Here is a 24376-nt window from a genome sequence, read left to right on the forward strand (position 1 = left end):
TTAGTTGTGTTTTTTAATAGGGCGTCACCTGCCCTGTCGGCTGTTACTTATAACTAAGCAACAGACAGATCTTTCTTTTCCTGAGTTTGTGGCTGATTAAAATTAGCAACAAACTGTGCAATCGCATCGCGATTTAAAAGACCTACATATTTACCATTAAATACAACAGGATAAGCACTTGGCATCTTGCTGGCCGCTTTTGCTAAACGCTCGCTAAATGACAACGCTTGCCCCCCCATGAAGAAACCACCTTGATTCACTGGATACAGCGTCTCTTGATCTACAATCATCGGCTCTAATGCCGCTAAAATACTTTGCTCTGGAGACAAGGTACAAACCGGAGTTTGCATGTAATCTTTCACTGACACTACTGCATCCATGTCAAAGTCTTGACCCCACATAGCACGTAAAAGATCTTGCTGTGAGATAAAGCCTTGAACCTGATGATCATCGCTGAGTACAGCCGCTCCAGCTTGATTGTTATCAATCAATAACTTAAGTGCTGATTTGCAGTTTAACTCCTCAGAGAAAGTGATTTGATCGTCTGATGCAAGATCCGCAACTCGTAAACGCTTCATTTGTTCTAACATGGCATGCTCCAATGAATCTAAAGATGAAAAATTAATATCTGAATTTTTTATAGGGTAAATGGATGTCGTCGAGCTTTGTTTAGGTTCTATGCTCCAATAAGCAAGACCAACCAACACAGCACCACCAAAAATGTTCCCTAACGTCACCGGAATTAAATTCGCAGTGATAAATTGTTTTATATTGAGTAGGTGTAGATGAATACCTGCGTCCGTAGCTGCGCTAAGCATATGAGTATCAGCCGTTGCCTTAATGGCGATCCCTAAAGGAACCATAAACATATTGGCAATACTGTGCTCAAAGCCTGAGCTAACAAACATGGCGACAGGTAGCAGCACAAGAAAGGCTTTGCTGGCACTCTCTTTACTACTGAAGCTCATCCAAATACCCAGGCAAACCAATAGGTTACACATCACACCTAATGAGAATGCCTGCCACCAAGAGTGCTCAAGCTTATGAGCTGAAATACTCAGAGCATTCAGCCCCCAGTTGCCGTGATCAAGAATGTGCATCTTGGCCATCATAATGAAAGCAAGGGTTAACATGGCACCGATAAAATTCCCGGCATACACACGCCCCCAACATACTAACAACTGTTTTGTCGTCACCCTTTTTTGAGCCCAAGCAACAGAGCTCAATACCGTACTGGTGAATAACTCACCGCCACACACAACAACCAGCATTAAGCCTAGGCTGAAGGCAAGACCACCAACAAAGCGAGTCATTCCCCACCCGTTGTTATGAGTCCCAGTCGTCACAGTGATATAGAAGACGAATGCTAAGGCGATAAACGCTCCAGCAAACACAGCTAAACCAAAAGACTGTTTAAATGATTTAAGTACTTTTTGATGCCCATAGTCTGCAGCTTGCATAGTCAACGTTAGCTTCGCTTTTGACGAACTAATATCAACCAATTCAGGACTTGGGCGTTTTAATGGCATATTTTCCTCCTTTATCTTGGATGACACTGACTTAAAGTAAGTAAGCCATCCGCTGTAATCGAATGCTCTCTGTTGAAAGCCCATTTAGATTACGAGAAGATTTAAAGAAAAAATATCTAGTAGTTTTGAAGGTGATCGTGAGGAAAGCTGATGATAGGAATCGCGTTGCATTGAACCCCCTCACCCACATCAATTATAAGCAAGAGGTTGAATAGTAGTATAAGAAAAAATGACTGCCGTTATTTGAGTGTATAAAAGCCTGAGTAAATTCGTGTTGCCGTTGTAAACCAACACATTGCGCCAAATATATAGGCAATTTCAGCAAAGTAATTAGGCAATAGACACATCAAAATAAAGCAGCTAATGGTTTCTGTGCCCTCAGTGAGACCACTCATGTAGTAAAGTGACTTGTGCTTATACACTGGGTTGTCAATGCCCCGCTTTCCTGCCATTACAGCAAAAGCGAGAAAACTACTTCCTGTGCCAATAAAGGCAAATATCAGAAAAGCACCCGCTATCGCATTTAACTCAGGGTTAGCTAAGACAAAACCAAATGGCACCATAGAGTAAAATAGGAAGTCGAGGCTGATATCCAAAAACCCCCCGGCATCAGTAATTCCTTGTCTGCGCGCCAGCGCCCCATCTAAACCATCAAAAATACGATTAAGAACAATAAATATCAGCGCTGCAATGTAGTGCTCTAGCAGTAACATTGGTAAAGCAACGCACCCTAAAAGAAAGCCACACAATGTGGTTTGGTTTGCTGTAACCCCTAAGCGTTCCAAAACCTTAGCCCCTTGAGCTAGAGGCCAACGAATCACCTTAATACTAAAACTATCAAGCATCACCGCGCTCCCATGGCCAATTCAATACCCGGCTATTATTTGGGATATCTTGCTCATCATGCGTCACCATTAACGCAGGAATGTTAGCAACTTGCAGTTGTTCAAATACCCAATCACGAAACTGACTGCGAAGTTGCCTATCTAATTTACTAAATGGCTCATCCAGTAAAGCGACTTCTGGTTGCGCCAGCAACATTCGAGTTAAACTAATGCGTGCTCTTTGACCGCCAGATAATTGTTCTGGATAAGCCTGTGCCAGTTGGCTTAATGATATTTCTTGTAAAGCTTGTATGGCTTGCGCTTTCCTATGTTTACCTTTAATTGTATTAGGCAGAGCAAAAGCCAGATTTTGCCAAACACAAAGATGCGGAAACAAAAGATCATCTTGAAATAAAATGCCAACACGGCGCTCATGAGCCGGAATGGTATGCAAAGCACGTTCATTTAACTCAACCTGACCTTGGTAGGTAAACTCTGCCGATAAATGGCCTGCGATCACATCTAATAATGTTGATTTACCACAACCACTGGGTCCCATTAGTGAGACCACTTCACCAGGATGAATCGCTATATTCAACTCATCAAATAGCATTGTTCCATCACATTTACTCACAGTGAGATTTTTAAGACACAGACTCATCAGACTGCAACCTCTTATAATTTATACGACGACGCCGTGTTTGCACTCGGCTACCTAATATGGCGATAAAGAAAAAGACCAAAGGAAGTAACGCTTGCCATAGGGCATAAATAGCCGTCACTCGGCGGTCAAAGCCACTGGATAATGCAACGGCTTCGGTGGTCAAGGTAGAGATCCGCCCTGCCCCTAATATTAATGTGGGTAAATACTGGGATAAACTCACACTGATCCCCACCGCCCAAGCAAATAAAATAGCGGGGAAAAGTTGCACTCCCTTCACTTTAATAAATACCCTTAATGGCGTTTTACCTAAACTGAGCGCCACTCGACTGAGTGCTTCGTTATAGCTTCGCCATGGTCCATCCATCGCCAAATAAACAAATGGAAATGCAAAGAACATATGTGCCCAGCACACCCACAACCAATGTGCGTTACCACCGATAAATAACGTCGTAACTTGCAGACCAAATAAAATAGACAATTGTGGGATCAGCATAGGGATGGCAATGATGTATCCTGGCACTTGCCAGCGATAACGAATACGATATTCATGGGCAATTAAAGCTAATACAACAGCAATGCTGGCAGAGACTAACGCTAAACTGAGGCTTTGTTCTATCGTTGAGACAATCGATGACCACTCATATTGCCAAAACTGTAGCGAGTAACGACTTGGGATAAGCTGAGGAAAGCGCCAACGTTGCGCAATACTCCATAATAACATTAAGGGTAGCATCACCGCTGTCAGCAATAGCATTGCACTAAACACACTTTTGCCCGGTAACGCACATCCTCGTCTGCCCGCAACCTGCCAAGAGGTTATTTTTTTAGTCAATAACCACTCTATAACCCTAGCGAATAAAATAATGAAGCCGGCGATCACAAACAGCACAATCGCACCGGCTGATGCCCGAGGAAGTAAAGAAAGATCCGGCTCATTAAACCATTGCCATACTAATACAGCGAAGGTGGGAGGATTCGTCGGACCAACAATAAGAGCCACATCCACCACAGATAAGCTATACGCTAATACAGCCAACATAGGAAAACGAAGCTTAATCAACCATGGCGTAAAAATACATTTCCACCATCCATGAGCACGACTGTAGCCCATAGAGGCTGAGATTTTTTGCGTTTTATCGATATTAAGTTGTCTTAATATCGGGATACTCATCAACAATAAAAACGGCACTTCTTTTATTGCCAACATGACAATCAACCCCAGAGCATTAGGGTCATGAATGAGGAAGGCCAATTGATGTGCCGAAGCTTGGTTAAGATCATAGCCAAATACAGCATGAAATAAACGCACCCCAAGCCCTGTAGGGTCAAATAAAAAAGCAAAGCCAATAGCAAACGCCACGTGTGGCACCGATAACAATGGCGACAAGGACCACTCAATTTTCTTCCACCACGATGTATTCCAACACGCTTGCACAATAGCAAAAGAAATCAAGCACGCTAAGTAGCTACTGGCCATCGCTGAAAAGAAGGTTAAAGCGATGGAACGCCACACGCCATGCCAATTAAATACTTGCTCAAAACCGTGCAGTGACGGAGTCATCATCCCCAGCGGTGGAACATAACTTAGGGAGGATGACACCACGCCTAATATTCCAGGGACTGTGGGTACTATGCATAATAGCACCACCAGTCCGTAGAAAAATCGTAGCATCAGCGCTTATTGCCCATAACGTTTCAGCCACTCTTGCTCAATTTTCACCTGCCAGCTTGGGTGAGGTTCAGCAATAGACTTAAACTGCTCAGAAGCTTGAGCTGTGCCCTTTAAATACTTTTGTTGCAGTACTGAAGGATCGCCCCATACATTAAGATCCCCTTTATGGGATTGAGCTTCTGGGCTAAGTAAAAAGTTAATCGCCACCAGCGCCCCTTCTTTTACTGAAGAGTTCCAAGGAATAGCCAAAAAGTGAATATTAGAAAGTGCGCCGCTATCCATTGCGTAAGGTTTGGTTGTGTATTCCAAATTCCCCGCAGCCTGTGCCGAATACACAGCATTAGGATTAAAGGTAATCGCTAAATCAAGCTGCCCATCATCCAACAAGCGAATCGTCTCCGCTGAACCTGCAGGAAACTGCTTACCGCTACGCCATGCAACACTATGGAAGGTATCAAGATAGCCCCATAATAAAGGGCTTAAACGAGAAAAGGCATCCTCAGTTACCGGTTGAGCCAATGCGGGATCATTATCTGAAAGTTCAATCAGCAACGCTTTTAAGAAGCTACTGCCATGAAACTCTGGAGGTTTAGGATAAGTCAGGCGGTTCGGGTGCACTTTGGCATAACTTAACAAATCGGCAAATGATGCTGGCGGTAGCGTTAAACGCTCTTCATCATAAATAAAGACTAACTGCCCCACTCCCCACGGGGCTTCAAGCCCTTCCGTTGGCTCTGAAAAATCAACAGTGACAGGAAGTGACTTATCAACATACTGCCAACTAGGTAACGACTCAGTAAAAGGGCCAAATAACAGCTCTTTCTCTTTCATTGACTTAAAGTTTTCACCATTAATCCAAACCAGATCAATACTGCCACCTTCACTTTTACCTACCGCTTTTTCTGCTATTAATCGTGGGGTACTTTCTGCTATATCCGATACTTTGACATGTTTTAATGTCACCGAATATTGTTGCTGTAACTGTTTATTAGCCCATTGAATATAGCGATTAATTTCTTGGCTACCACCCCATGCGTGAAAATAGACCGTTTGCCCTTGGGCCTTTTTTTCTATTTGTTCCCAATCAAGAGTAGCGCCATTCACTGCAAACGTTGTGCACAATGTTAGGGCTGCCGTTAATAATTTTTTCATAGAGACTTCCGTTACTATCCTTGGCTTTTGCCTATAAAAGGGTGAATTATATAAATCTGGCAGGCGATAGGTTATTTTAATATGCCACCATGGCTTAAGGTAAGCTTTTTTACATCCTAACCTCAAGGGGCTGTAAATAGCAAAGCTAAATAGGTATTTTATAAAGACCTGACATTAAGGTAATTACTTTCAATTAAATTTATAGCTTTTGTAATAATGAACAAATATTCTTAATGAATTGCCCTCTTATTTTTTACTGTGCTATTTCTGTGAATCGTTTTAATTTGGCTTACCCCCGATTTCAGATAATAACTGCGACATTCATGGAAAGGCATAGAAGAAGAAGCCAACTGCCGAAAGTGGTACGCTCTTCTCGCCAAAGAAACAAGCAGAACTACTATGAATTATCAGCAGTTGACCGAGGGAAGAAGATATCAAATTTCTGCCCTTTTGGAACGGGGAATTTCAATATCTGAAATTGCTAAGACAGTTAAATGCCATCGCTCAACCGTTTATCGAGAGCTGAAACGATGTAGCAAGAAAGAACAATATCGGCCAGACAAAGCACATCATCAATCAATAGAAAAACGACGGCAAGCCCGTAAGTATCAAGTACCTCAATCGCGTATAGATTTTATTGAGGTTCTGTTGTCTATCGATTGGAGTCCAGAGCAAATATCTAATGTCTTAACCCGCGCAGGGGCTAAAGTGAGCCATGAGTGGATTTACCGATTCGTCGCTCGTAATAAGCGACAAGGTGGAAAGCTATTTAAGCACTTGCGCCAAGGCCATAAGCGGTATCGACGGGGCAAGACAGAGAAAGCACCTGCAATCAAAAACGCAGTTTCAATAGATGAAAGGCCTGACATTGTTGATAGTCGTGAACGCTTTGGTGACTGGGAAATTGATACGGTCTTAGGCAAGCATGGAACGGGGGCAATTGTCACTCTCTTAGAGCGTCAAACGCGTTTTTATCTGACACAGAAAGTGCCCTCTAAGTCAGCAAAAGACGTGACTAACGCAACCATAGCAATGCTGATGCCTTATAAAGCGTTCGTTCATACTATTACCGCAGATAATGGTCGTGAGTTTGCAGGTCATGAAGAAATAGCACGGGCATTAGAAACCGACGTGTACTTCGCACACCCTTACAGCTCTTGTGAACGAGGAGCGAATGAAAATGCTAACGGCCTGTTGAGACAGTACGTAAAGAAAGGAACAGATCTAAGAACGGTTAGTGATGATGATATTGAAAGGGCGCAACAACGAATTAATTATCGTCCAAAAAAGTGTTTAGGGTTCAAGCAACCTGCTGTCATTTTTAGAGAAATGATGGAGGCTACTTGAATATTAAGAATGTCGCACTTCGGAGTTGAATTCGGGCCTAGCTAATAAGTACTTTTAATCGAGCATAAAAAAGGGCAGCCAAAGCTACCCTAAAATAAATGACACTAAACCAGAATTACCACATAAGATCGTCAGGAACGACAAAGTCTTTATATGGGTCATCTTCGTCTGGTGTATCGTCTTCCGTTTTAATGGTTTCAACAATCGCTTCCGGCACACGGGTAGCTATCTTCTCTGCCACAATCGTTGGGATCACAGCGTAGCTTTCGCCGTAACGTGCGATACTTAAAATGCCTTTGATTAATTGGCTACGATTCAACTCTTCCACATACAGTGATTTAACTAGCGTCCCATCGGTGAAGTTATACTTGATCTCACCTTTACTAATATCAATGCGATTCATTTCAATTAACTGTTTTACTTGAGCTTTAAGTTCTTTAGCAAGACGCTGCTGCTCACGCTCTTGGTTAATTTTTTTATCGCGCTCTTGCTGAGCAATGCGGTTTTCTTCTGCTGCGGCTTTCGCTTCACGAGCTTGTACTCGGGACTTCTTTGCGCCTTTTTTTGCTTTCTTGAGCTTCTTCTCGTTCACCAAGCCCGCTTTTAGCATTTGTTCTTGAAGGGTCAGTTTTGCCATTTCTAATACTTCTATTGTTCAATTAATCTCATTACGGTTATTTTCGCACGCTTAACACTATTTTTCCTAATTTTTGAGTCACATAAAAAAACCCGCAAGTCATACTCACGGGTTTATTGTCATTGCTTTAAGCTAATGTGTTGCTTATTCCCACTCGATAGTCGCAGGTGGCTTACCTGAAATATCGTAAACAACGCGAGAAATGCCTTCTACTTCGTTGATGATACGGTTAGATACCTTACCAAGGAAGTCGTATGGAAGGTGTGCCCAATGAGCGGTCATAAAGTCGATGGTTTCTACTGCGCGTAGGGATACAACCCAGTCGTATTTACGACCATCGCCCATTACGCCAACAGAGCGTACTGGTAAGAACACAGTAAATGCTTGAGAGACTTTATGGTAAAGATCGGCATTGTGCAGTTCTTCAATAAAGATAGCATCGGCGCGACGTAGTAAGTCACAGTACTCTTTTTTGATTTCACCAAGCACGCGAACACCTAGACCTGGCCCTGGGAACGGGTGGCGGTAAAGCATGTTGTATGGCAGACCAAGCTCTAGACCAATCTTACGGACTTCATCTTTAAACAGTTCACGCAATGGTTCAACTAAGCCCATTTCCATATCGTCTGGCAAACCGCCTACGTTATGGTGAGACTTAATCACATGTGCTTTACCTGTTTTAGAAGCGGCTGATTCGATAACGTCAGGGTAAATAGTCCCTTGTGCCAACCATTTAGCATTTTTAAGCTTCTTAGACTCTTCATCAAATACATCCACAAATACGTGACCAATCGTCTTACGTTTTTGCTCAGGATCAGATTGACCTTCCAGAGCTTTAAGGAAACGCTCTTCTGCTTCAATCTTGATGATGTTGAGACCAAAATGATCACCAAACATATCCATCACTTGCTCGCCTTCGTTGAGACGAAGAAGACCGTTATCAACAAACACACAAGTGAGTTTGTCGCCGATGGCACGGTGTACTAGCATAGCAACAACAGAAGAATCTACACCGCCGGACAGGCCAAGGATCACTTCGTCATCACCCACTTGCTCTTTAATGCGAGCAATTGCGTCATCAATGATAGATTGCGAAGTCCATAGCTTTTCACAACCACATACGTTCATCACGAAGTTTTCAAGCATACGCGCACCTTGGCGAGTATGAGTCACTTCTGGGTGGAATTGAACGCCGTAGTATTTTTTCTCTTCATTTGCCATAGCAGCAAACGGACAAGTATCTGTTTCAGCAATCTTAGTAAAGTCAGATGGGATTTCTACGACTTTGTCACCGTGGCTCATCCAAACATCTAAAAGAGCATTGCCGTCTTCAGCAATGGCATCTTCAATGCCGTTAAATAGAGCAGACTCTTTAACCACTTTAACTTGTGCGTAACCAAATTCGCGCTCATCGGAACCGGCAACTTTACCACCAAGTTGCTCCGCCATTGTTTGCATGCCGTAACAAACGCCCAGCACAGGAACACCAGAATCAAACACATATTGAGGTGCACGAGGAGAGTTAAGTTCTGTAACACTTTCTGGGCCACCAGAAAGAATGATGCCGTCTGGATTAAATTCACGGATATCCGCTTCTTCTACATCCCAGCTCCAAAGCTCACAGTAAACACCAATTTCACGTACACGGCGCGCAACCAGTTGAGTGTACTGAGAACCAAAATCAAGGATCAAAATACGTTGGTCGTGGATATTCTTAGTCATTTAGAAATCTCAATAGTATTAGATGGATGGAGGTAGACACCTCCACAACTTTAAATAAATTTTATTCTAATCTAGATATACCTAGATTAGATTTGGCTAAGCAAATTGCTCGTTATATAAGAGAAGGCGCACCGTTTACCTAATACTAATCGTAAAAAGTAACTGAGCACCTTCTGTATAACGTTAGGAAAACCATCGCCATAAAAATAACGATGGTTATAAACCGCAATAATTAACCTAAACGGTAGTTTGGTGCTTCTTTAGTGATCTGAACATCATGAACATGAGATTCGTTTAGACCCGCACCAGAAATACGAACAAACTCAGCTTTAGTACGCATGTCTTCGATTGTTGCAGAGCCAGTTAGACCCATGCTAGAACGTAGACCGCCCATTTGCTGATGAACGATTTCTTTTAGGCGACCTTTATAAGGAGTACGACCTTCGATACCTTCAGGTACAAGTTTGTCTGCTGCGTTATCCGTTTGGAAGTAACGATCAGAAGAACCTTGAGACATAGCAGCAAGTGAACCCATGCCGCGGTAAGACTTGTAAGAACGACCTTGATAAAGAATGACTTCACCCGGTGCTTCTTCAGTACCTGCGAACATAGAACCAACCATGACACAAGATGCGCCAGCAACGATGGCTTTACAGATATCGCCTGAGAAGCGGATACCGCCATCAGCAATAACTGGAATATCAAATTCTGCAGCAACTTCCGCCGCATCAGCAACGGCTGTTACTTGAGGAACACCCACACCAGTTACGATACGAGTAGTACAGATTGAGCCAGGGCCGATGCCCACTTTAACTGCACTCACACCAGCGTCGATAAGTGCACGAGCACCTGCGCCAGTTGCAACGTTACCACCAATGATCTCTAGATCTGGGTATGCGGCACGTGTTTCGCGAATGCGGTTTAATACGCCTTCAGAGTGACCGTGTGAAGAGTCGATAAGCAGTACATCAACGCCCGCTTCAACAAGAGCAGCAACACGCTCTTCGTTACCCGCACCAGCACCAACAGCGGCACCAACACGTAAGCGACCACGTTCGTCTTTACAAGCGTTAGGTTTACGTTCTGCTTTATGGAAATCTTTTGCTGTGATCATGCCACGTAGTTTGAACTCGTCGTTAACAACAAGGACTTTTTCAACGCGTGCTTCGTGCATTTTCTCTTGAACTTCTTCAGGAGAGGCACCTTCTTTAACTGCCGCTAAGTTCTCTTTAGCCGTCATAACTTCAGCAACGGTCTTGCTCATATCCGTTACAAAACGAATGTCACGACCGGTAATGATACCCACCAACTCTTGGCTCTCTGTTACTACAGGGAAACCAGCAAAGCCGTGTTTTTCAGTCAGCTTAAGAACTTGATCAATCGTTTGCTCAGGACGAACTGTAACAGGATCAGAAACGATACCCGCTTCAAAGATTTTAACCTGACGAACCATCTCTGCTTGCAGAGCGATTGGCATGTTTTTGTGAATAAACCCAATGCCGCCTTCTTGAGCTAATGCAATAGCTAAGCGAGCCTCAGTAACTGTATCCATAGATGCAGAAATCATTGGGATGTTTAAGTTAATATTCTTCGTCAAGCGGGTGCGTAGATCCGCTGTATTTGGGAGAACGGTGGAGTGAGCTGGAACCAGTAGGACGTCGTCGAAGGTCAGCGCTTCTTTGGCAATACGTAACATTTGCAATATCTCACAACATAGATGTTAAAAGTAAGGACACCAACTTTTTGTCTGTATTAGAAACAGAGTTGGAATTGATATTGCGGTGGGATTATACGCAGAGCGCAATCGTTTGGCCACACATTTCTCAAATTAAAATTTGCGCTTTAACCATTGCTGTGTATTATACTGGCGCTATCCTCCATACACACCTCTGACGAGCGCCATTTTGCCTTCCCAGCAAACTAGCAACAACATCTTTACTGTTTCACGCCTGAACGCTGAAGTTCGCTTACTCCTTGAAAATGAAATGGGAGTGGTTTGGCTAATGGGCGAAGTTTCTAACTTCTCAGCACCGGTTTCTGGCCATTGGTATCTCACCCTTAAAGATTCTCGTGCCCAAGTAAAGTGCGCTATGTTTCGCGGCAATAATCGCCGAGTCACCTTTAAACCAGAAAATGGCAAACAAGTTTTAGTCAAAGCGCGCTTATCTTTGTATGAACCTCGTGGCGATTATCAATTAATTATTGAATCTATGCAGCCTGAAGGCGATGGCCGATTGCAGCAGCAATTCGATCAATTAAAGATGCAATTAGCGGCAGAAGGACTGTTTGCACAATCTAATAAATTGCCGATTCCTGAACATCCTAAGCATGTAGGAGTGATAACTTCATCTACGGGCGCGGCACTGCACGATATCTTACGTGTATTAAAACGCCGTGACTCTAGCCTACCCGTTATGATTTATCCCACTATGGTGCAAGGGGAAGCCGCATCTATCAGCATTGCGCAAGCCATAGGGTTGGCTAATGCCCGAAATGAATGTGATGTATTAATTGTGGGTCGCGGTGGCGGTTCTTTAGAAGATCTGTGGTGCTTTAATAATGAAATTGTTGCCAGAACCATCGCCTCTAGCCAAATCCCTATTATCAGTGCGATTGGCCATGAAGTAGACGTCACTATCGCCGACTTTGTTGCCGACCTGCGCGCAGCGACGCCTTCTGCGGCAGCTGAACTTGTCAGTCGTGATCAAAGCTTTAAGTTGCAAGGTATTGTTGCTAAGCAAAAACAGCTGAACCATGCCATGAGTCGTTACTTAAATCAGCAGCAGCAACAAGTACTCATCCTGCAACATCGACTGGATAAACTGCACCCTAAACATCAATTGCAAAAACAAAGCCAGCAACTAGATGAGAAAGAGGCGTTGTTGAAGCAAGCCATGCTCGGGCAGTTAAACGCTGTAAAACAGCGCTTTGCTCGCCTACAAATGCAATTAGATATGCACAGCCCGGCCAATAAAATTGCTAAGCAGCAGCAACATTTGAGCTATCTTGAGTTGCGCCTTAACAAAGCAATGCAAGCTCAAGTGCGTCAACAAAGACATCACTTTGAACTGCTTACCGAAAAACTTGATGCCGTTAGTCCACTGGCTACCATGCGCCGTGGTTACTCTATATCAACAAAACTTGGCAAGGTTGTCACACAGTCCAAGCAATTAACGGAAGGGGATATTTTAGTCACTCGCTTCGCTGATGGCGATATTACTTCAACCGTAAATGGACCTAGCAACAAATAGGCTTCTACGAGCCTCAACAAGGTACTGGGTTAAACCTTGTTTAATCCAGTACGCGAAATTCAAATCGAGCTGTAGACTTTGACTTGAGTTCATTACAGCTATGATTGCAAAAATAACTCACCGCTCCACAAGCCTGTAACTTTTCTAAGCGTGCACCACAATCGGCACAAAACGCCAACTTCTGATAATGTACTTGGCAATGAACACAATGGTACTTGCCATCCCACGTCAATTGTTTACTGCATTTCGGGCAGAGGTTCTGTGGCATAGTCGCTCTTTCTCCTATAATTGATACCAATAGTACTAAATAACGGGTCATTCTAGCGGATTACAACACTTGATAACCCCGTTGAAATTATCACATTCTGTTTTTTATTTTACCTCCATGTATGCTAAAACTCACCTGACAGCATTAACGTGATCTTTGTTTGATCTTCTACTTTATCGCTCATGATCAGCGATCTACCATTAAAAGAACATTTATATAACCACACACCGAAAGCATAAGTTACATATCCTGCATTTCAATTTTATATAGTCATTTATTTCACCACGACCATTAATTGACGACATTTACAGTATTTAATAAAAAGATCATGTTAGGTCACTCATCACGTTTTGTACAAATTACAGGCGAAAAAAAACCGTTTCTATAACAGAAACGGTTTATCTCAATCTTAATGGTTACTTCTTGCTACGACCTTTCAGCATTTGCGATAAGCGTTTTTTCTTACGCTCTTGCGAGATAGTCATCTTACTGGTTTTGCCTTCAAATGGGTTTTCACTGCTTTGGAATTGAATACGAATTGGCGTACCCATAATCTCTAAAGCACGGCGATAGTAATTCATTAGGAAGCGTTTATAAGAAGCAGGTAACTCATTAACTTGGTTACCATGAATCACCACGATAGGTGGGTTGTAGCCCCCTGCGTGAGCGTATTTTAATTTCACACGACGGCCACGAACCAATGGAGGTTGGTGATCATCGGTTGCCATCTTCATGATGCGAGTCAGTACTGATGTACCTACGCGAGTAGTCGCGGATTTATACGCTTCTTGTACTGATTCAAATAGATTACCAACACCGGTACCGTGCAGTGCTGAAATAAAGTGAATTCGTGCAAAATCGACAAAACCTAGACGGCGGTCTAGCTCTTTTTTCACGCGCTCTCTCACGTCATTATCTAAGCCATCCCACTTATTTACAGCGATGACAATAGAGCGACCTGCGTTTAAAGCAAAGCCGAGTAGGCTTAAATCTTGATCAGAGATATTTTCGCGCGCATCAATCACTAATAGTACGACGTTTGCATCTTCTACCGCTTTCAAAGTCTTAACTACCGAGAATTTTTCTACGGTTTCATTAATACGTTTACGACGACGAACGCCTGCCGTATCAATCAAGACATATTCACGCTCGTCACGCTGCATCGGTATATAGATAGAGTCACGAGTGGTGCCAGGCATGTCATACACCACCACACGTTCTTCACCTAAAATACGGTTAGTCAGTGTTGATTTGCCGACATTAGGTCGGCCAATGATAGCCAGTTTAATCGGTTGATCTTGCAGACGTTTATATTCTGCTTCCGCTTCTTCTTCTGTGTATTCTAGCTTGTCGTCTTCTGCGTCTTCAAAGCCGGTAAGATCTTCTAACTCACCTTGCTCTTTAAGCAATGCTTCTGCAAATGGATTAAGGGCTCGGTCGATTAATGCGCTCACACCACGGCCATGGGCCGCGGCAATTTGGTACATGTTTTCAACACCTAACTGCCAAAACTCGGCACTGGCTGCGTCAGCATCGATACCGTCCACTTTATTGACAACCAGCATGGCCGGTTTTTCTATGGTACGTAGGTGCTTTGAAATGGCTTCATCAGAAACCGTCAGTCCTGCACGGCCATCAACCATAAATAACACGACATCAGCTTCATCAATCGCCGCGAGTGACTGTTCTGCCATTTTGGTTTCTACGCCTTCCTCAGTGCCGTCAATACCGCCGGTATCGATAACAATGAATTCATGTTCACCAAGTTTAGCTCGGCCATATTTTCTATCGCGTGTTAAGCCTGGGAAATCGGCTACTAACGCATCTCTTGTGCGAGTTAAGCGATTGAATAATGTGGACTTTCCTACGTTAGGACGCCCAACAAGCGCAACAACTGGAACCATAATAACCTCAAAATAAAAGCGTTATGTAGTTATAGGTAAGCTGGTTTGCATTCACTTATACCAATCACAATAATTAAATGGTCTGAAATCGCGCTGGAAAAACAGTTGAGAACAAGGCGCTACTTTTGATGTTCTACATTCAAAAATTGCAACGCCGTTATCAAGTGTTTTAACAAGCTAGAATGATCAGCTAATTACTACGATTAGTATTACCTATAACTACATCAAAAATTAATAATAAAAACGGCTCTTAACTGTTTCCAGTCAAGAGCCAATTGTGAATTATATCACATTACTGAAACGTCTGAAGATCTATTTGATCTTCATCATTTTAACGTCACCGTTACGTGTCGTAACGACAAAGCCATCGTCCACGGCAAGAGGCGAAACAGCGAAACCGCTGTCATCTTCCATCTGCTGTGCAATGAATTCACCCGTATTACGATCAAGCCAGTACAGATAACCTTCGCTATCCCCTAGCACTAATTTACGGTCAATGACGGTAGGACCCGTTAATAGACGATATTCCAGTTGACGGTTTTGCCACAACTCAGTACCACTTCGCGCATCAACAGCCACTATGTAATCTTTATCTGTCACCAAGTAAATATTACGACCATCTGTCGCCATATCTTGAGCCGAAGAATAGTTACGTTTCCATGCAGGTGAACCAGAGCGTAGGTCGATGGCAATTAATTGACCGTTGATACCTATGGTATAGAGCATGCCACCGACAATCAGAGGTTTCGCATCCGAATCCACTAAGCGATCGATTTCTGTTGCCCCTTTCGGCGTCCCGACGGGTTGTTGCCAGATCATCTGACCACGTTCAACAATTGCAGCAGCTAAACGTCCGTTCGCGGTTCCCCAGAACACACCACCAGAAACGGCCACTGGCGCACTGGTTCCGCGGAGTGTTAGGTTTGGCACTTCCGTACTTACTGTCCACTTCTCGTTACCCGTATCTTCATCTAGAGCGACTAAAGCACCACGAGTAGTATGCACAATAACCAAGTTGGCATCGGTTTCTGGTACAGATAACACCTCACCATCAACGTCTACTCGCCAGTTTTCTGCACCTGTTTCCGCATCTAGCGCGACCACTTCCCCGTTTTCTGTACCGATAAATAGCTGCCCATAAGAAGCATTAATACCACCAGATAAACGAGCTGGAACATCTTTTTCTAAATCCACAGACCAGAGTTTATCGCCACTTTCAGGATCAAGTGCAACAACATCTCCATCACGACTGGCAATATACACCTTGCCATAAGCGTAGGCGGGCGTCAGTTTAGAAAAATATTGTCCAACACCATCACCTACAGAGGTTGACCAAACAACATCGGGAGTGAATTGACTTTCCACCACCGGCACAGGGGCCATTACAATGGTGTCTTCTTCGCTCGCACAACCGACAATAGCTACCGTAAATGCGGTAATCAGTGTGCGGCGAAACCACTTGTTCGTTAGCATGCAATGCAATCCTATTTGGCTAGGTCGTCAAGTTTATACTGAATCGATTGGCTTGCATCTGTTGCTTGCTGCGCTTCAGAATAGGCTGTGTATGCGGCTTCACTGTTACCTTTACGAAGTTGTAGATCACCTTCAAGCTCAGCAATACGCCCTTCCCAACCGGCATATTTCATTGTTGATATTTCAGCTAGCGCGCCATCAACATCGCCCAGTTCCGATTTCACACGAACGGCACGTAAAGCGATAACAGGTAAAATAGCGTCGTCTTTAGTGTTGGCTTTGGCCCACTCTAATTGATCTAATGCTGACTGATAATCACCGGCAGTAACTTGCGCTTGAGCCAATTGTAAAGCAGCAAGCACTGAGTATTCACGGTCCGCATTGGCTGCGATAAATGCTTTAACACTTTCAGAAGCGTCCAAACCTTTAGTATTCAGCGCTTGTACTGTTTCTGCGTAAGCATCACCGGCACTTTCTTGAGCTTGTATTGTTGCGTCTTGATAATAACGCCAACCAAATAAGCCACCTAGACCGATAACGGCACCTAAAATGACGGCTTTACCATTTTCTGACCACCAATCCTTGATGGCTTCAACTTGTTGTTCTTCGCTATCGTACAATTCCACGACCGATCCTCTTAAATTAATTCTTTTAGTTTATTCGCAAGATCTGTTTGCGCGATAGTGACTTGCTCGCCGCCAATAAGATCTTTAACTACCACATTATTTTCAGCAACTTCGTTCTCACCGAGTACTAGGGCTACTGCCGCGCCAACTTTGTCCGCACGTTTAAATTGTTTTTTGAAATTGCCACCACCAAAGTGAGTCATGACACGTAATTCAGGCATTTGCTCACGTAAATTTTCCGCCAGCTTCATCCCTGCCATTAATGTGCCTTCACCCGCTGTAACTACATAAGCGTCAACTGAACGACGAACATCATCTAATTCTAAGGTTTCTAACATCAACACTAGACGTTCAAGACCCATAGCAAAACCAACCGATGTGGTAGGTTTACCGCCTAATTGCTCCACGAGTCCATCATAACGGCCACCGCCGCAAACAGTACCTTGCGCGCCAAGGCTTTCGGTAATCCATTCAAATACAGTGCGGTTGTAATAATCCAATCCACGCACTAAACGTTCATTTACTTGGTATTCGATTCCTGCATTATCAAGAAGTTCACATAAACCAGCAAAGTGTTGTTTTGATTCTGGATCTAGATAGTCAGACAAACGAGGGGCATCCCCAAGAATGGCTTGTACATCTGGATTTTTAGTGTCTAAAACACGCAAAGGGTTGGTATGCATACGACGTTTACAGTCATCATCCAATACCTCTATGTGTTGCTCTAAATACGCAATCAATGCTGTGCGGTAGTTGGCGCGAGCTTCAAGTGAACCAATGGAGTTCAACTCTAGACGTACATGCTTATCAATACCTAATTCACGCCATAAACGCGCAGTCATCATGATAAGTTCTGCATCCACATCAGGACCGTCTATACCGAACACTTCCACGCCACATTGGTGGAATTGACGATAACGACCTTTTTGTGGGCGTTCATGACGGAACATAGGTCCCATATACCATAAACGTTGCTCTTGATTGTATAAAAGACCATTCTCGATACCAGAGCGTACACAACCGGCAGTCCCTTCAGGGCGCAAAGTTAGGCTATCGCCATTGCGATCTTCAAAGGTATACATTTCTTTTTCAACGACATCGGTCACTTCACCGATGGCACGACTAAATAAGTTTGTCACCTCAACGATAGGCATACGTACTTCGTTGTAGCCATAAGCGCTAACGACACGTTTAACCGTAGACTCAAGTTTCTGCCAAAGAGGAGACTGAGTTGGGAGGCAATCGTTCATGCCTCGAATTGCTTGGATTGTTTTTGCCACAATTAAATACCGTATATTGTAAGGGCCGAGCCCTCTGCATTTATTCTTGAATATCGTTAACGTCGATTCGATTTGCAGGGTCTAATTGACTCGCTTTAGCGCGGATCTTAGTCTCTAGTTGATCGATGATATTATCATTATCAAATCGTTCTTTCTGACGCTTACCATCTAGGTAAAAAGCGCTCTTTCTATTGCCACCAGCAATCCCCATATGGGACGCTTCTGCTTCACCTGGGCCATTAACTACGCAACCAATAATAGATACATCCATAGGGGTAATTATATCTTCTAGTCGCTGTTCAAGGGCGTTCACCGTATTGATGACATCAAATTCTTGACGTGAACACGTTGGGCAAGCAATAAAGTTAATACCACGCGAGCGAATGCGTAGTGATTTTAAAATATCAAAACCCACTTTAATTTCTTCAACTGGGTTGGCGGCTAATGAGACTCGTAAAGTATCACCGATACCTTCCGATAACAGCATACCTAAACCCACGGCTGATTTAACAGCGCCCGCTCTAGCCCCGCCCGCCTCGGTAATACCTAAGTGCAGGGGTTGATCAATTTTGTTTGCCAATAGGCGATAAGAGTCCACCGCGAGGAAAACATCCGACGCTTTTACGCTTACTTTAAATTGATCAAAATTCAGTCTATCTAAGATATCAACATGACGCATTGCCGATTCAACCAAGGCTTGTGCGGTAGGTTCACCGTACTTTTCTTGGATCTCTTTTTCTAACGAACCACCGTTTACGCCAATACGAATAGGGATATTTCTATCTCTTGCACAATCGACGACAGAGCGAATGCGACTTTCATTACCAATGTTACCTGGGTTAATTCGCAGGCAATCCACACCGTATTCCGCCACTTTTAGCGCAATACGATAATCAAAATGAATATCGGCAATTAAAGGAACAGCCACTTGCTGTTTTATCGCTTTAAAGGCTTCCGCTGCGTCCATGGTAGGGACAGAAACGCGGACGATATCTGCGCCCACTTTTTCTAAGGCGCGGATTTGCGCCACAGTGGCATCCACATCAGTGGTGCGGGTATTGGTCATCGACTGGACGGCGATGGGTGCGCCATCGCCAATAGGTACGTCGCCTACGTAGATACGTGTCGATGGGCGACGCTTGATTGGAGATTCGTGATGCATAATTACTCTGCAGTGAAACGTGCTACTTTGCCTGAAGTATACCTAGAAAGGTCGATAGGTTCACCCGAAATTGAAAGTGAAACCGCTTCAGGCGCACCTAGAACAAATTTGAATGGGCCTTGACCTTCAAGTTCAAGCTGTTGACCGTTATGTTTTACCCCAGTCCATAGCATTTTGCCATGCACATCTTGCACTTGAATCCAGCAATCAGCTTTAAAGCTCATTGCAATTTTGGGAGCCGCTATCACTGGGGCTGACGCGGCTTTTTCTGCTGTGTTATCCGTGGCAACACCCGTTTCACCGTCTTTTGTTGCCGGTGTTGTGCTGTCTGGTGCTGTGCTGTCTTGTGGATGCGTCTCAGGGTTTGATGACTCAGGGTTTGCTGACTCAGGCTTAACTAACAAACTCGGGTCTGAGACCGCTTGCTGAGGTGCACCCGCCTCTGTTGACTGAGTTGTGACCATAGGATCACTCACTACCGTATCGGTGTTTTGCTCACTCTGCCACCACCACACGGCTGAGATACCGACAATAATCGCAAAGATACCCCAAGTGAGTTTCATGATGTTGTTGTCATGCTTGGTCTTCTTGGTTTTCTGAGAAAAGCTTTGCATGTTGTGTTCGGCTGGTTGAGCTAACTCAGAATCATCAAATAGCTGTACTAGTTGCTTTTCGTCCGCCCCAACAGCGCGCGCATAAGAGCGAATGTAGCCTCTAGTGAAGGTATGCACTAGCCCTACTTGAAAATCGTTACTATCTATACTTTGTACTATTGCTAATCGGAGTCTGAGACGATCGGCAATTTCTTTCTGGCTAATTCCTAAAGACTCTCGCTTAGCTTTTAAAATATCGCCAACTTTAGGCGTTGTATTTCCGCTTTCAGCATAAGCCTCAGTCTGTTGCACGTCTGAGTTATTTGATTCTTTGTTCATTGTATAATGTACTTCATTCCTTAAGGAGGCTCGGTGGGATATAGGTCATTAATGAGCTAGCGATGACATTCCATTAAGTTCATCTTGTAGCTCTTGCGCCTCACTCCCAAAACCAAACCTCGAGTGAATATATTGTAACCGTTGTCGAGCTTCGCTAAAGGCGCCGAAGTGAATTGATAGTTTGACCAATTCAATACTGCTTCGGAAGCGAGATGGCTCGTACTTTAAAGACTTAAGAAAGTAAGCCTCAGCTCGGCGTAAATCTCCCTGCATTTTGGCACAGAGTCCTGCGTTTTCGTAGCTTGCAGGTACATGTTCATAACTAGACAGTTGAATAGCTTGCATGAACGTCTGTTGAGCTAAAGCGTATTGCTGTTGTCGACACAAAAACACACCATAATCATTCAACACATCACCATTTTCTGGTGATTCTGTTAATGCTTTTTTATACCATTTGTCAGCAAGTTCTACTTCAGATACCTGTTGATAATAATAGGCTATTGCGGATGAAGCATGTACATAATTAGGTGCATAACGGTGTGCTAGGTCAAGATTTTGCTTTGCTCTGACATTGTACCCTAGCGCAAGGTAGTTTATACCTAATTCGATTCGGGCATCCGCAGCTTTGATAGGATTAAATTTAGCGGTTTCAGCCTCGTTGTTAACTGTAACACAACCAAGAGTGAGACTGAGTAAAAAAAGTGTGACCGATCCTTTAAACATAAGGTTTCCCGATAGTATTGGCAGGAAACCTTACTCCATATAATCAGCCGAGCTCACTTTATTACAGTGATTTTACCGGAATGGCTTCCCCAGTGTTTTTCAGGGTACGTTTAGTTCGGTCAATAACATCACCGACTAATTGACCACAAGCGGCATCTATATCGTCACCACGGGTCTTACGTACAGTTACCGTAAAGCCGTCTTGCATTAATGTTTTCATGAAACGATCAATACGTGAATTACTCGGCTTGTTATAAGGTGAACCAGGATACGGATTAAAGGGTATTAAATTGATCTTAGCTGGCGTATCTTTTAATAATTGTGCGAGCTGTCTCGCATGCTCCATATCGTCATTCACATGATCCAACAGAATATACTCAACCGTCACCTTACCTCTGTTTGCATTAGACGCTGCAATATAACGGCGCACTGAAGCTAAGAACTCTTCTATGTTCCAACGCTCATTGATAGGCATAATTTGATTACGCAATTCATCCGTTGGCGCGTGTAACGAAATGGCTAACGCCACATCAATGTTGCCGGTCATTTGATCAAGGCCAGATACCACACCTGAGGTTGATACGGTTACGCGACGTTTTGATAAACCAAAAGCCAGATCATCTAGCATAAGATTTAGAGAGGGCATTAAATTCTTCATATTTAGAAGAGGCTCACCCATTCCCATCATAACGACGTTGGTAATAGGACGGCGGCCGGTTTCTTTTTCCAAACCAATCTCACGGGATGCGCGCCAAATTTGACCAATGATCTCTGAAACGCGAAGGTTACGGTTGAAGCCTTGCTGTCCTGTTGAGCAGAAAGTACATTCTAATGCACAACCTACTTGAGATGAGACACACAAAGTCGCACGATCCCCTTCGGGAATGTATACGGTTTCCACATCTTGGTCGCCTACTCGCATCGCCCACTTAATGGTACCGTCACTTGAATATTGCGCATCCGAAACGTAAGGAGAACGAATTTCAGTAAGACGAATGAGCTTCTCACGCAACTTCTTATTTAAGTTAGTCATTTTTTCGAAGTCATCACAACCAAAATGGTATATCCACTTCATTACTTGATCCGCTCTAAATGCTTTCTCACCAAGCTCATCAGAAAAATACTGACGCAACCCTTGGCGATCAAAATCGAGCAGATTAACTTTAGCTTTAGTCATGGTGCCTCTCAACGACGAACATCAAATCTTGGGGCGCAGATTGTACAGTGTTTGTGCAACCGCAACAAGGAGTATGTGAGTTCAAACAAAAAGGCCTAAGCAAACGCTTAAGCCTTTGGGTGGGTGTTTTAGCTATTGGGAAGCCCCAATTAACTTCTAGCGTGGATCTCTGACGTTGGGAAGAAGAACTCTATTTCACGTGCTGCTGAAGTTGGACTGTCAGAACCGTGTACAGAGTTAAAGCGCATACTTAATGCATGGTCGGCACGAATGGTGCCACAGGCGGCTTGTTCTGGGTTGGTTTTCCCCATTAACTCGCGGTAACGAGCAATGGCGTCTTCCCCTTCTAGTACTTGAACCATGATAGGTCCAGAGGTCATAAACTCAGTGAGCTCACCAAAGAAAGGTTTGCCTTCATGTTCAGCATAGAAGCCACTAGCTTGTTCATCAGTAAGGTGCACCATTTTCGCGGCAACGATACGCAATCCTGCTTGCTCAATGCGTTGATAAATAGTGCCTATAAGGTTGCGTTTTACCGCATCGGGTTTCACGATAGAGAATGTTTTTTCAATGGCCATTTAATTTCCTTTATAGCTCTTGGTTTATCTATGATGGATGTACAAAAAACAAAAAAGAGGCCACCAAGGACCTCTTATTATTTTACTGATTATTCAACAAGTTGGCTAGAGTTCGAACCCCCATACCGGTACCACCCGCAGCCCACTTATCGGTACTCGACTTACGATAAGCCCCTGCACAATCAAAATGCAACCAGCCCGTTTTATAGTCTTCTACAAAGTAAGACAAGAAGGCAGCTGCGGTTGACGCGCCCGGTGAGTAATCACCGCTACTGATGTTGGATAGGTCAGCAAAGTTTGACGGCAACATACCGCGATGAAAATCGGCTAATGGTAAAGGCCACAAGCCTTCTTTTTCTTCTGCAGCGCAAGCAAGAGCCTGCTCTGATAAGGCATTATCAAAGCTCAATAATGCATGGAAGTCGTTACCTAATGCATTTTTAGCGGCGCCAGTTAGTGTGGCACAATCGATAATGATCTCTGGGTTTTGCTCGCTAGCGTAAATTAGACCATCGGCTAATACTAAGCGTCCTTCAGCATCAGTATTCATGATCTCTACTGTTTTGCCATTTTTATAGGTAATGACATCGCCTAATTTAAGGGCACGGCCTGAAATCATATTTTCAGCACAGCAGAGAATCAATTTAACACGCTTATTTAAGCCACGTAGGATAGCCAGCGCCAAACCGCCAGTAATGGTCGCCGCGCCACCCATGTCTGACTTCATCGCTGTCATAAATTGCGAAGGTTTCAGGCTGTAACCGCCAGAATCAAACGTGATCCCTTTACCAACCAGACAAGCCATTACTGGCGCTTCTGGATCTCCGGTTGGGTTAAAGTCTAATTGCAGCATAGCGGAAGTACGCGCTGAACCACGCCCTACCGCATAAATGCCTTCCCAACCTCCGGTTAAGAGATCTTTATCTTTTACGATTCGGTAGGTTACTTGACCCGGAGCCACTGATTTAATCAACTCTCCTGCCATCGTTGCTAACTGACGAGGTGCGACTTCTTCTGCGCTTTTATTGATAATATCTCGTGTCCAGTTAGCCACAGTAATACGATCTTGTAGCTCTTTTTCTTCCGCTTCTGCTAGTGGTTGCCATTGTAAGCTGTTATCACGTTTTGGGTTGCGGAAGCCTTGAGCAAAAGCCCACACTCCTTCCAGATCCCATTCGCTACCCACTAGATTAACTTGTTTAATTCCTTGAGAATCAAGTTTACGGCCCGCTTTTTGAATGGCGCCATAATCATGACCTTGACCTACATGAACAGAGCAACCTTGCTCCGTATAAGAAAGAATGGCATTTTTGCCCCATTGAGGTGCTGCTTTATCTGTAGATAATGATACTTGCATTGCTGTCGACATGACCTCTCCTTGCCCTCTATTTATGTGTTTTTTATATACTTTCAAGATACAGGATTCCAAGTGTCTACGACAGAGGAAACGCTGTT

21 protein-coding genes are annotated in these 24376 nt (G+C 43.8%); 2 read left to right on the plus strand and 19 right to left on the minus strand.

Annotated features, from left to right (window positions below; genetic code table 11):
• Nucleotides 1–53 precede the first annotated feature (53 nt).
• The 5 genes from focA to OCU56_RS09955 form a co-directional block, all read right to left on the minus strand.
• A complete protein-coding gene (focA, locus tag OCU56_RS09935; RefSeq protein WP_261873076.1) occupies nt 54–1529 on the minus strand; it encodes a formate transporter FocA in 1476 nt (491 codons plus the stop codon).
• Between the two features lie 239 nt (nt 1530–1768).
• Nucleotides 1769–2374, minus strand: coding sequence for a CDP-alcohol phosphatidyltransferase family protein (locus OCU56_RS09940; RefSeq protein ID WP_261873077.1), 606 nt, complete (start codon nt 2372–2374; stop codon nt 1769–1771).
• Nucleotides 2367–3014 carry an ATP-binding cassette domain-containing protein gene (locus OCU56_RS09945; RefSeq protein ID WP_261873078.1) on the minus strand — a complete coding sequence of 216 codons (648 nt, stop codon included), beginning with the start codon at nt 3012–3014 and terminating at the stop codon, nt 2367–2369. The genes OCU56_RS09940 and OCU56_RS09945 overlap by 8 nt, the downstream gene beginning before the upstream one ends.
• Nucleotides 2998–4689 carry an ABC transporter permease gene (locus OCU56_RS09950; RefSeq protein WP_261873079.1) on the minus strand — a complete coding sequence of 564 codons (1692 nt, stop codon included), beginning with the start codon at nt 4687–4689 and terminating at the stop codon, nt 2998–3000. The genes OCU56_RS09945 and OCU56_RS09950 overlap by 17 nt, the downstream gene beginning before the upstream one ends.
• Before the next feature lie 6 nt (nt 4690–4695).
• Nucleotides 4696–5841, minus strand: a complete 1146-nt coding sequence (locus OCU56_RS09955) for an ABC transporter substrate-binding protein (RefSeq protein WP_261873080.1) — start codon at nt 5839–5841, stop codon at nt 4696–4698.
• Nucleotides 5842–6240: 399 nt separating this feature from the next.
• Between OCU56_RS09955 and OCU56_RS09960 the strand changes: the two genes are divergently transcribed.
• Nucleotides 6241–7188: an IS30 family transposase gene (locus OCU56_RS09960; RefSeq protein ID WP_261872596.1), complete on the plus strand. Its 948-nt coding sequence runs from the start codon at nt 6241–6243 to the stop codon at nt 7186–7188.
• Nucleotides 7189–7303: 115 nt separating this feature from the next.
• On the opposite strand, the gene OCU56_RS09965 is transcribed toward OCU56_RS09960, so the two are convergent.
• The 3 genes from OCU56_RS09965 to guaB all read right to left on the minus strand — a co-directional run bounded on the left by OCU56_RS09965 (nt 7304) and on the right by guaB (nt 11243).
• Nucleotides 7304–7825, minus strand: a complete 522-nt coding sequence (locus OCU56_RS09965) for a DUF2058 domain-containing protein (protein ID WP_261873081.1) — start codon at nt 7823–7825, stop codon at nt 7304–7306.
• A 144-nt stretch (nt 7826–7969) separates the two neighbouring features.
• Nucleotides 7970–9547, minus strand: a complete 1578-nt coding sequence (guaA, locus tag OCU56_RS09970) for a glutamine-hydrolyzing GMP synthase (RefSeq protein WP_261873082.1) — start codon at nt 9545–9547, stop codon at nt 7970–7972.
• Nucleotides 9548–9779: 232 nt separating this feature from the next.
• Nucleotides 9780–11243: an IMP dehydrogenase gene (gene guaB / locus OCU56_RS09975; protein ID WP_261873083.1), complete on the minus strand. Its 1464-nt coding sequence runs from the start codon at nt 11241–11243 to the stop codon at nt 9780–9782.
• 208 nt (nt 11244–11451) lie between these two features.
• Here guaB and xseA point away from each other — a divergent pair, with 208 nt between their 5' ends.
• Nucleotides 11452–12798 (plus strand): exodeoxyribonuclease VII large subunit, encoded by a 1347-nt coding sequence (gene xseA / locus OCU56_RS09980; protein WP_390904836.1) that lies wholly within the window; start codon nt 11452–11454, stop codon nt 12796–12798.
• 40 nt (nt 12799–12838) lie between these two features.
• Here the strand turns inward: xseA and OCU56_RS09985 are convergent, their stop codons facing one another.
• The 11 genes from OCU56_RS09985 to pepB all read right to left on the minus strand — a co-directional run bounded on the left by OCU56_RS09985 (nt 12839) and on the right by pepB (nt 24290).
• On the minus strand, nt 12839–13066 hold the full coding sequence (locus tag OCU56_RS09985) for a zinc ribbon domain-containing protein (protein WP_261873084.1): 228 nt from the start codon (nt 13064–13066) through the stop codon (nt 12839–12841).
• A gap of 416 nt (nt 13067–13482) precedes the next feature.
• Nucleotides 13483–14970 carry a ribosome biogenesis GTPase Der gene (der, locus tag OCU56_RS09990; protein WP_261873085.1) on the minus strand — a complete coding sequence of 496 codons (1488 nt, stop codon included), beginning with the start codon at nt 14968–14970 and terminating at the stop codon, nt 13483–13485.
• Nucleotides 14971–15282: 312 nt separating this feature from the next.
• The gene (gene bamB / locus OCU56_RS09995) at nt 15283–16443 is read right to left on the minus strand and encodes an outer membrane protein assembly factor BamB (RefSeq protein WP_261873086.1); all 1161 of its coding nucleotides are present in this window, start codon (nt 16441–16443) and stop codon (nt 15283–15285) included.
• A gap of 11 nt (nt 16444–16454) precedes the next feature.
• Nucleotides 16455–17069 carry a YfgM family protein gene (locus OCU56_RS10000; RefSeq protein WP_261873087.1) on the minus strand — a complete coding sequence of 205 codons (615 nt, stop codon included), beginning with the start codon at nt 17067–17069 and terminating at the stop codon, nt 16455–16457.
• A gap of 11 nt (nt 17070–17080) precedes the next feature.
• Nucleotides 17081–18349 carry a histidine--tRNA ligase gene (gene hisS / locus OCU56_RS10005; protein WP_261873088.1) on the minus strand — a complete coding sequence of 423 codons (1269 nt, stop codon included), beginning with the start codon at nt 18347–18349 and terminating at the stop codon, nt 17081–17083.
• Nucleotides 18350–18389: 40 nt separating this feature from the next.
• Nucleotides 18390–19511, minus strand: a complete 1122-nt coding sequence (gene ispG, locus OCU56_RS10010) for a flavodoxin-dependent (E)-4-hydroxy-3-methylbut-2-enyl-diphosphate synthase (protein WP_261873089.1) — start codon at nt 19509–19511, stop codon at nt 18390–18392.
• Nucleotides 19512–19513: 2 nt separating this feature from the next.
• Complete coding sequence (locus tag OCU56_RS10015) at nt 19514–20443, minus strand: RodZ domain-containing protein (protein ID WP_261873090.1); 930 nt, start codon at nt 20441–20443, stop codon at nt 19514–19516.
• A 48-nt stretch (nt 20444–20491) separates the two neighbouring features.
• The gene (gene pilW / locus OCU56_RS10020; protein ID WP_261873091.1) at nt 20492–21166 is read right to left on the minus strand and encodes a type IV pilus biogenesis/stability protein PilW; all 675 of its coding nucleotides are present in this window, start codon (nt 21164–21166) and stop codon (nt 20492–20494) included.
• A gap of 61 nt (nt 21167–21227) precedes the next feature.
• Nucleotides 21228–22343, minus strand: coding sequence for a bifunctional tRNA (adenosine(37)-C2)-methyltransferase TrmG/ribosomal RNA large subunit methyltransferase RlmN (locus tag OCU56_RS10025; protein ID WP_261873092.1), 1116 nt, complete (start codon nt 22341–22343; stop codon nt 21228–21230).
• A 149-nt stretch (nt 22344–22492) separates the two neighbouring features.
• A complete protein-coding gene (gene ndk, locus OCU56_RS10030; protein ID WP_261873093.1) occupies nt 22493–22921 on the minus strand; it encodes a nucleoside-diphosphate kinase in 429 nt (142 codons plus the stop codon).
• An 82-nt stretch (nt 22922–23003) separates the two neighbouring features.
• Nucleotides 23004–24290, minus strand: coding sequence for an aminopeptidase PepB (pepB, locus tag OCU56_RS10035; RefSeq protein WP_261873094.1), 1287 nt, complete (start codon nt 24288–24290; stop codon nt 23004–23006).
• Between the last annotated feature and the right edge of the window lie 86 nt (nt 24291–24376).

Origin of the sequence: Vibrio rarus (assembly GCF_024347075.1) — a bacterium.
Classification (GTDB): Bacteria; Pseudomonadota; Gammaproteobacteria; order Enterobacterales; family Vibrionaceae; genus Vibrio; species Vibrio rarus.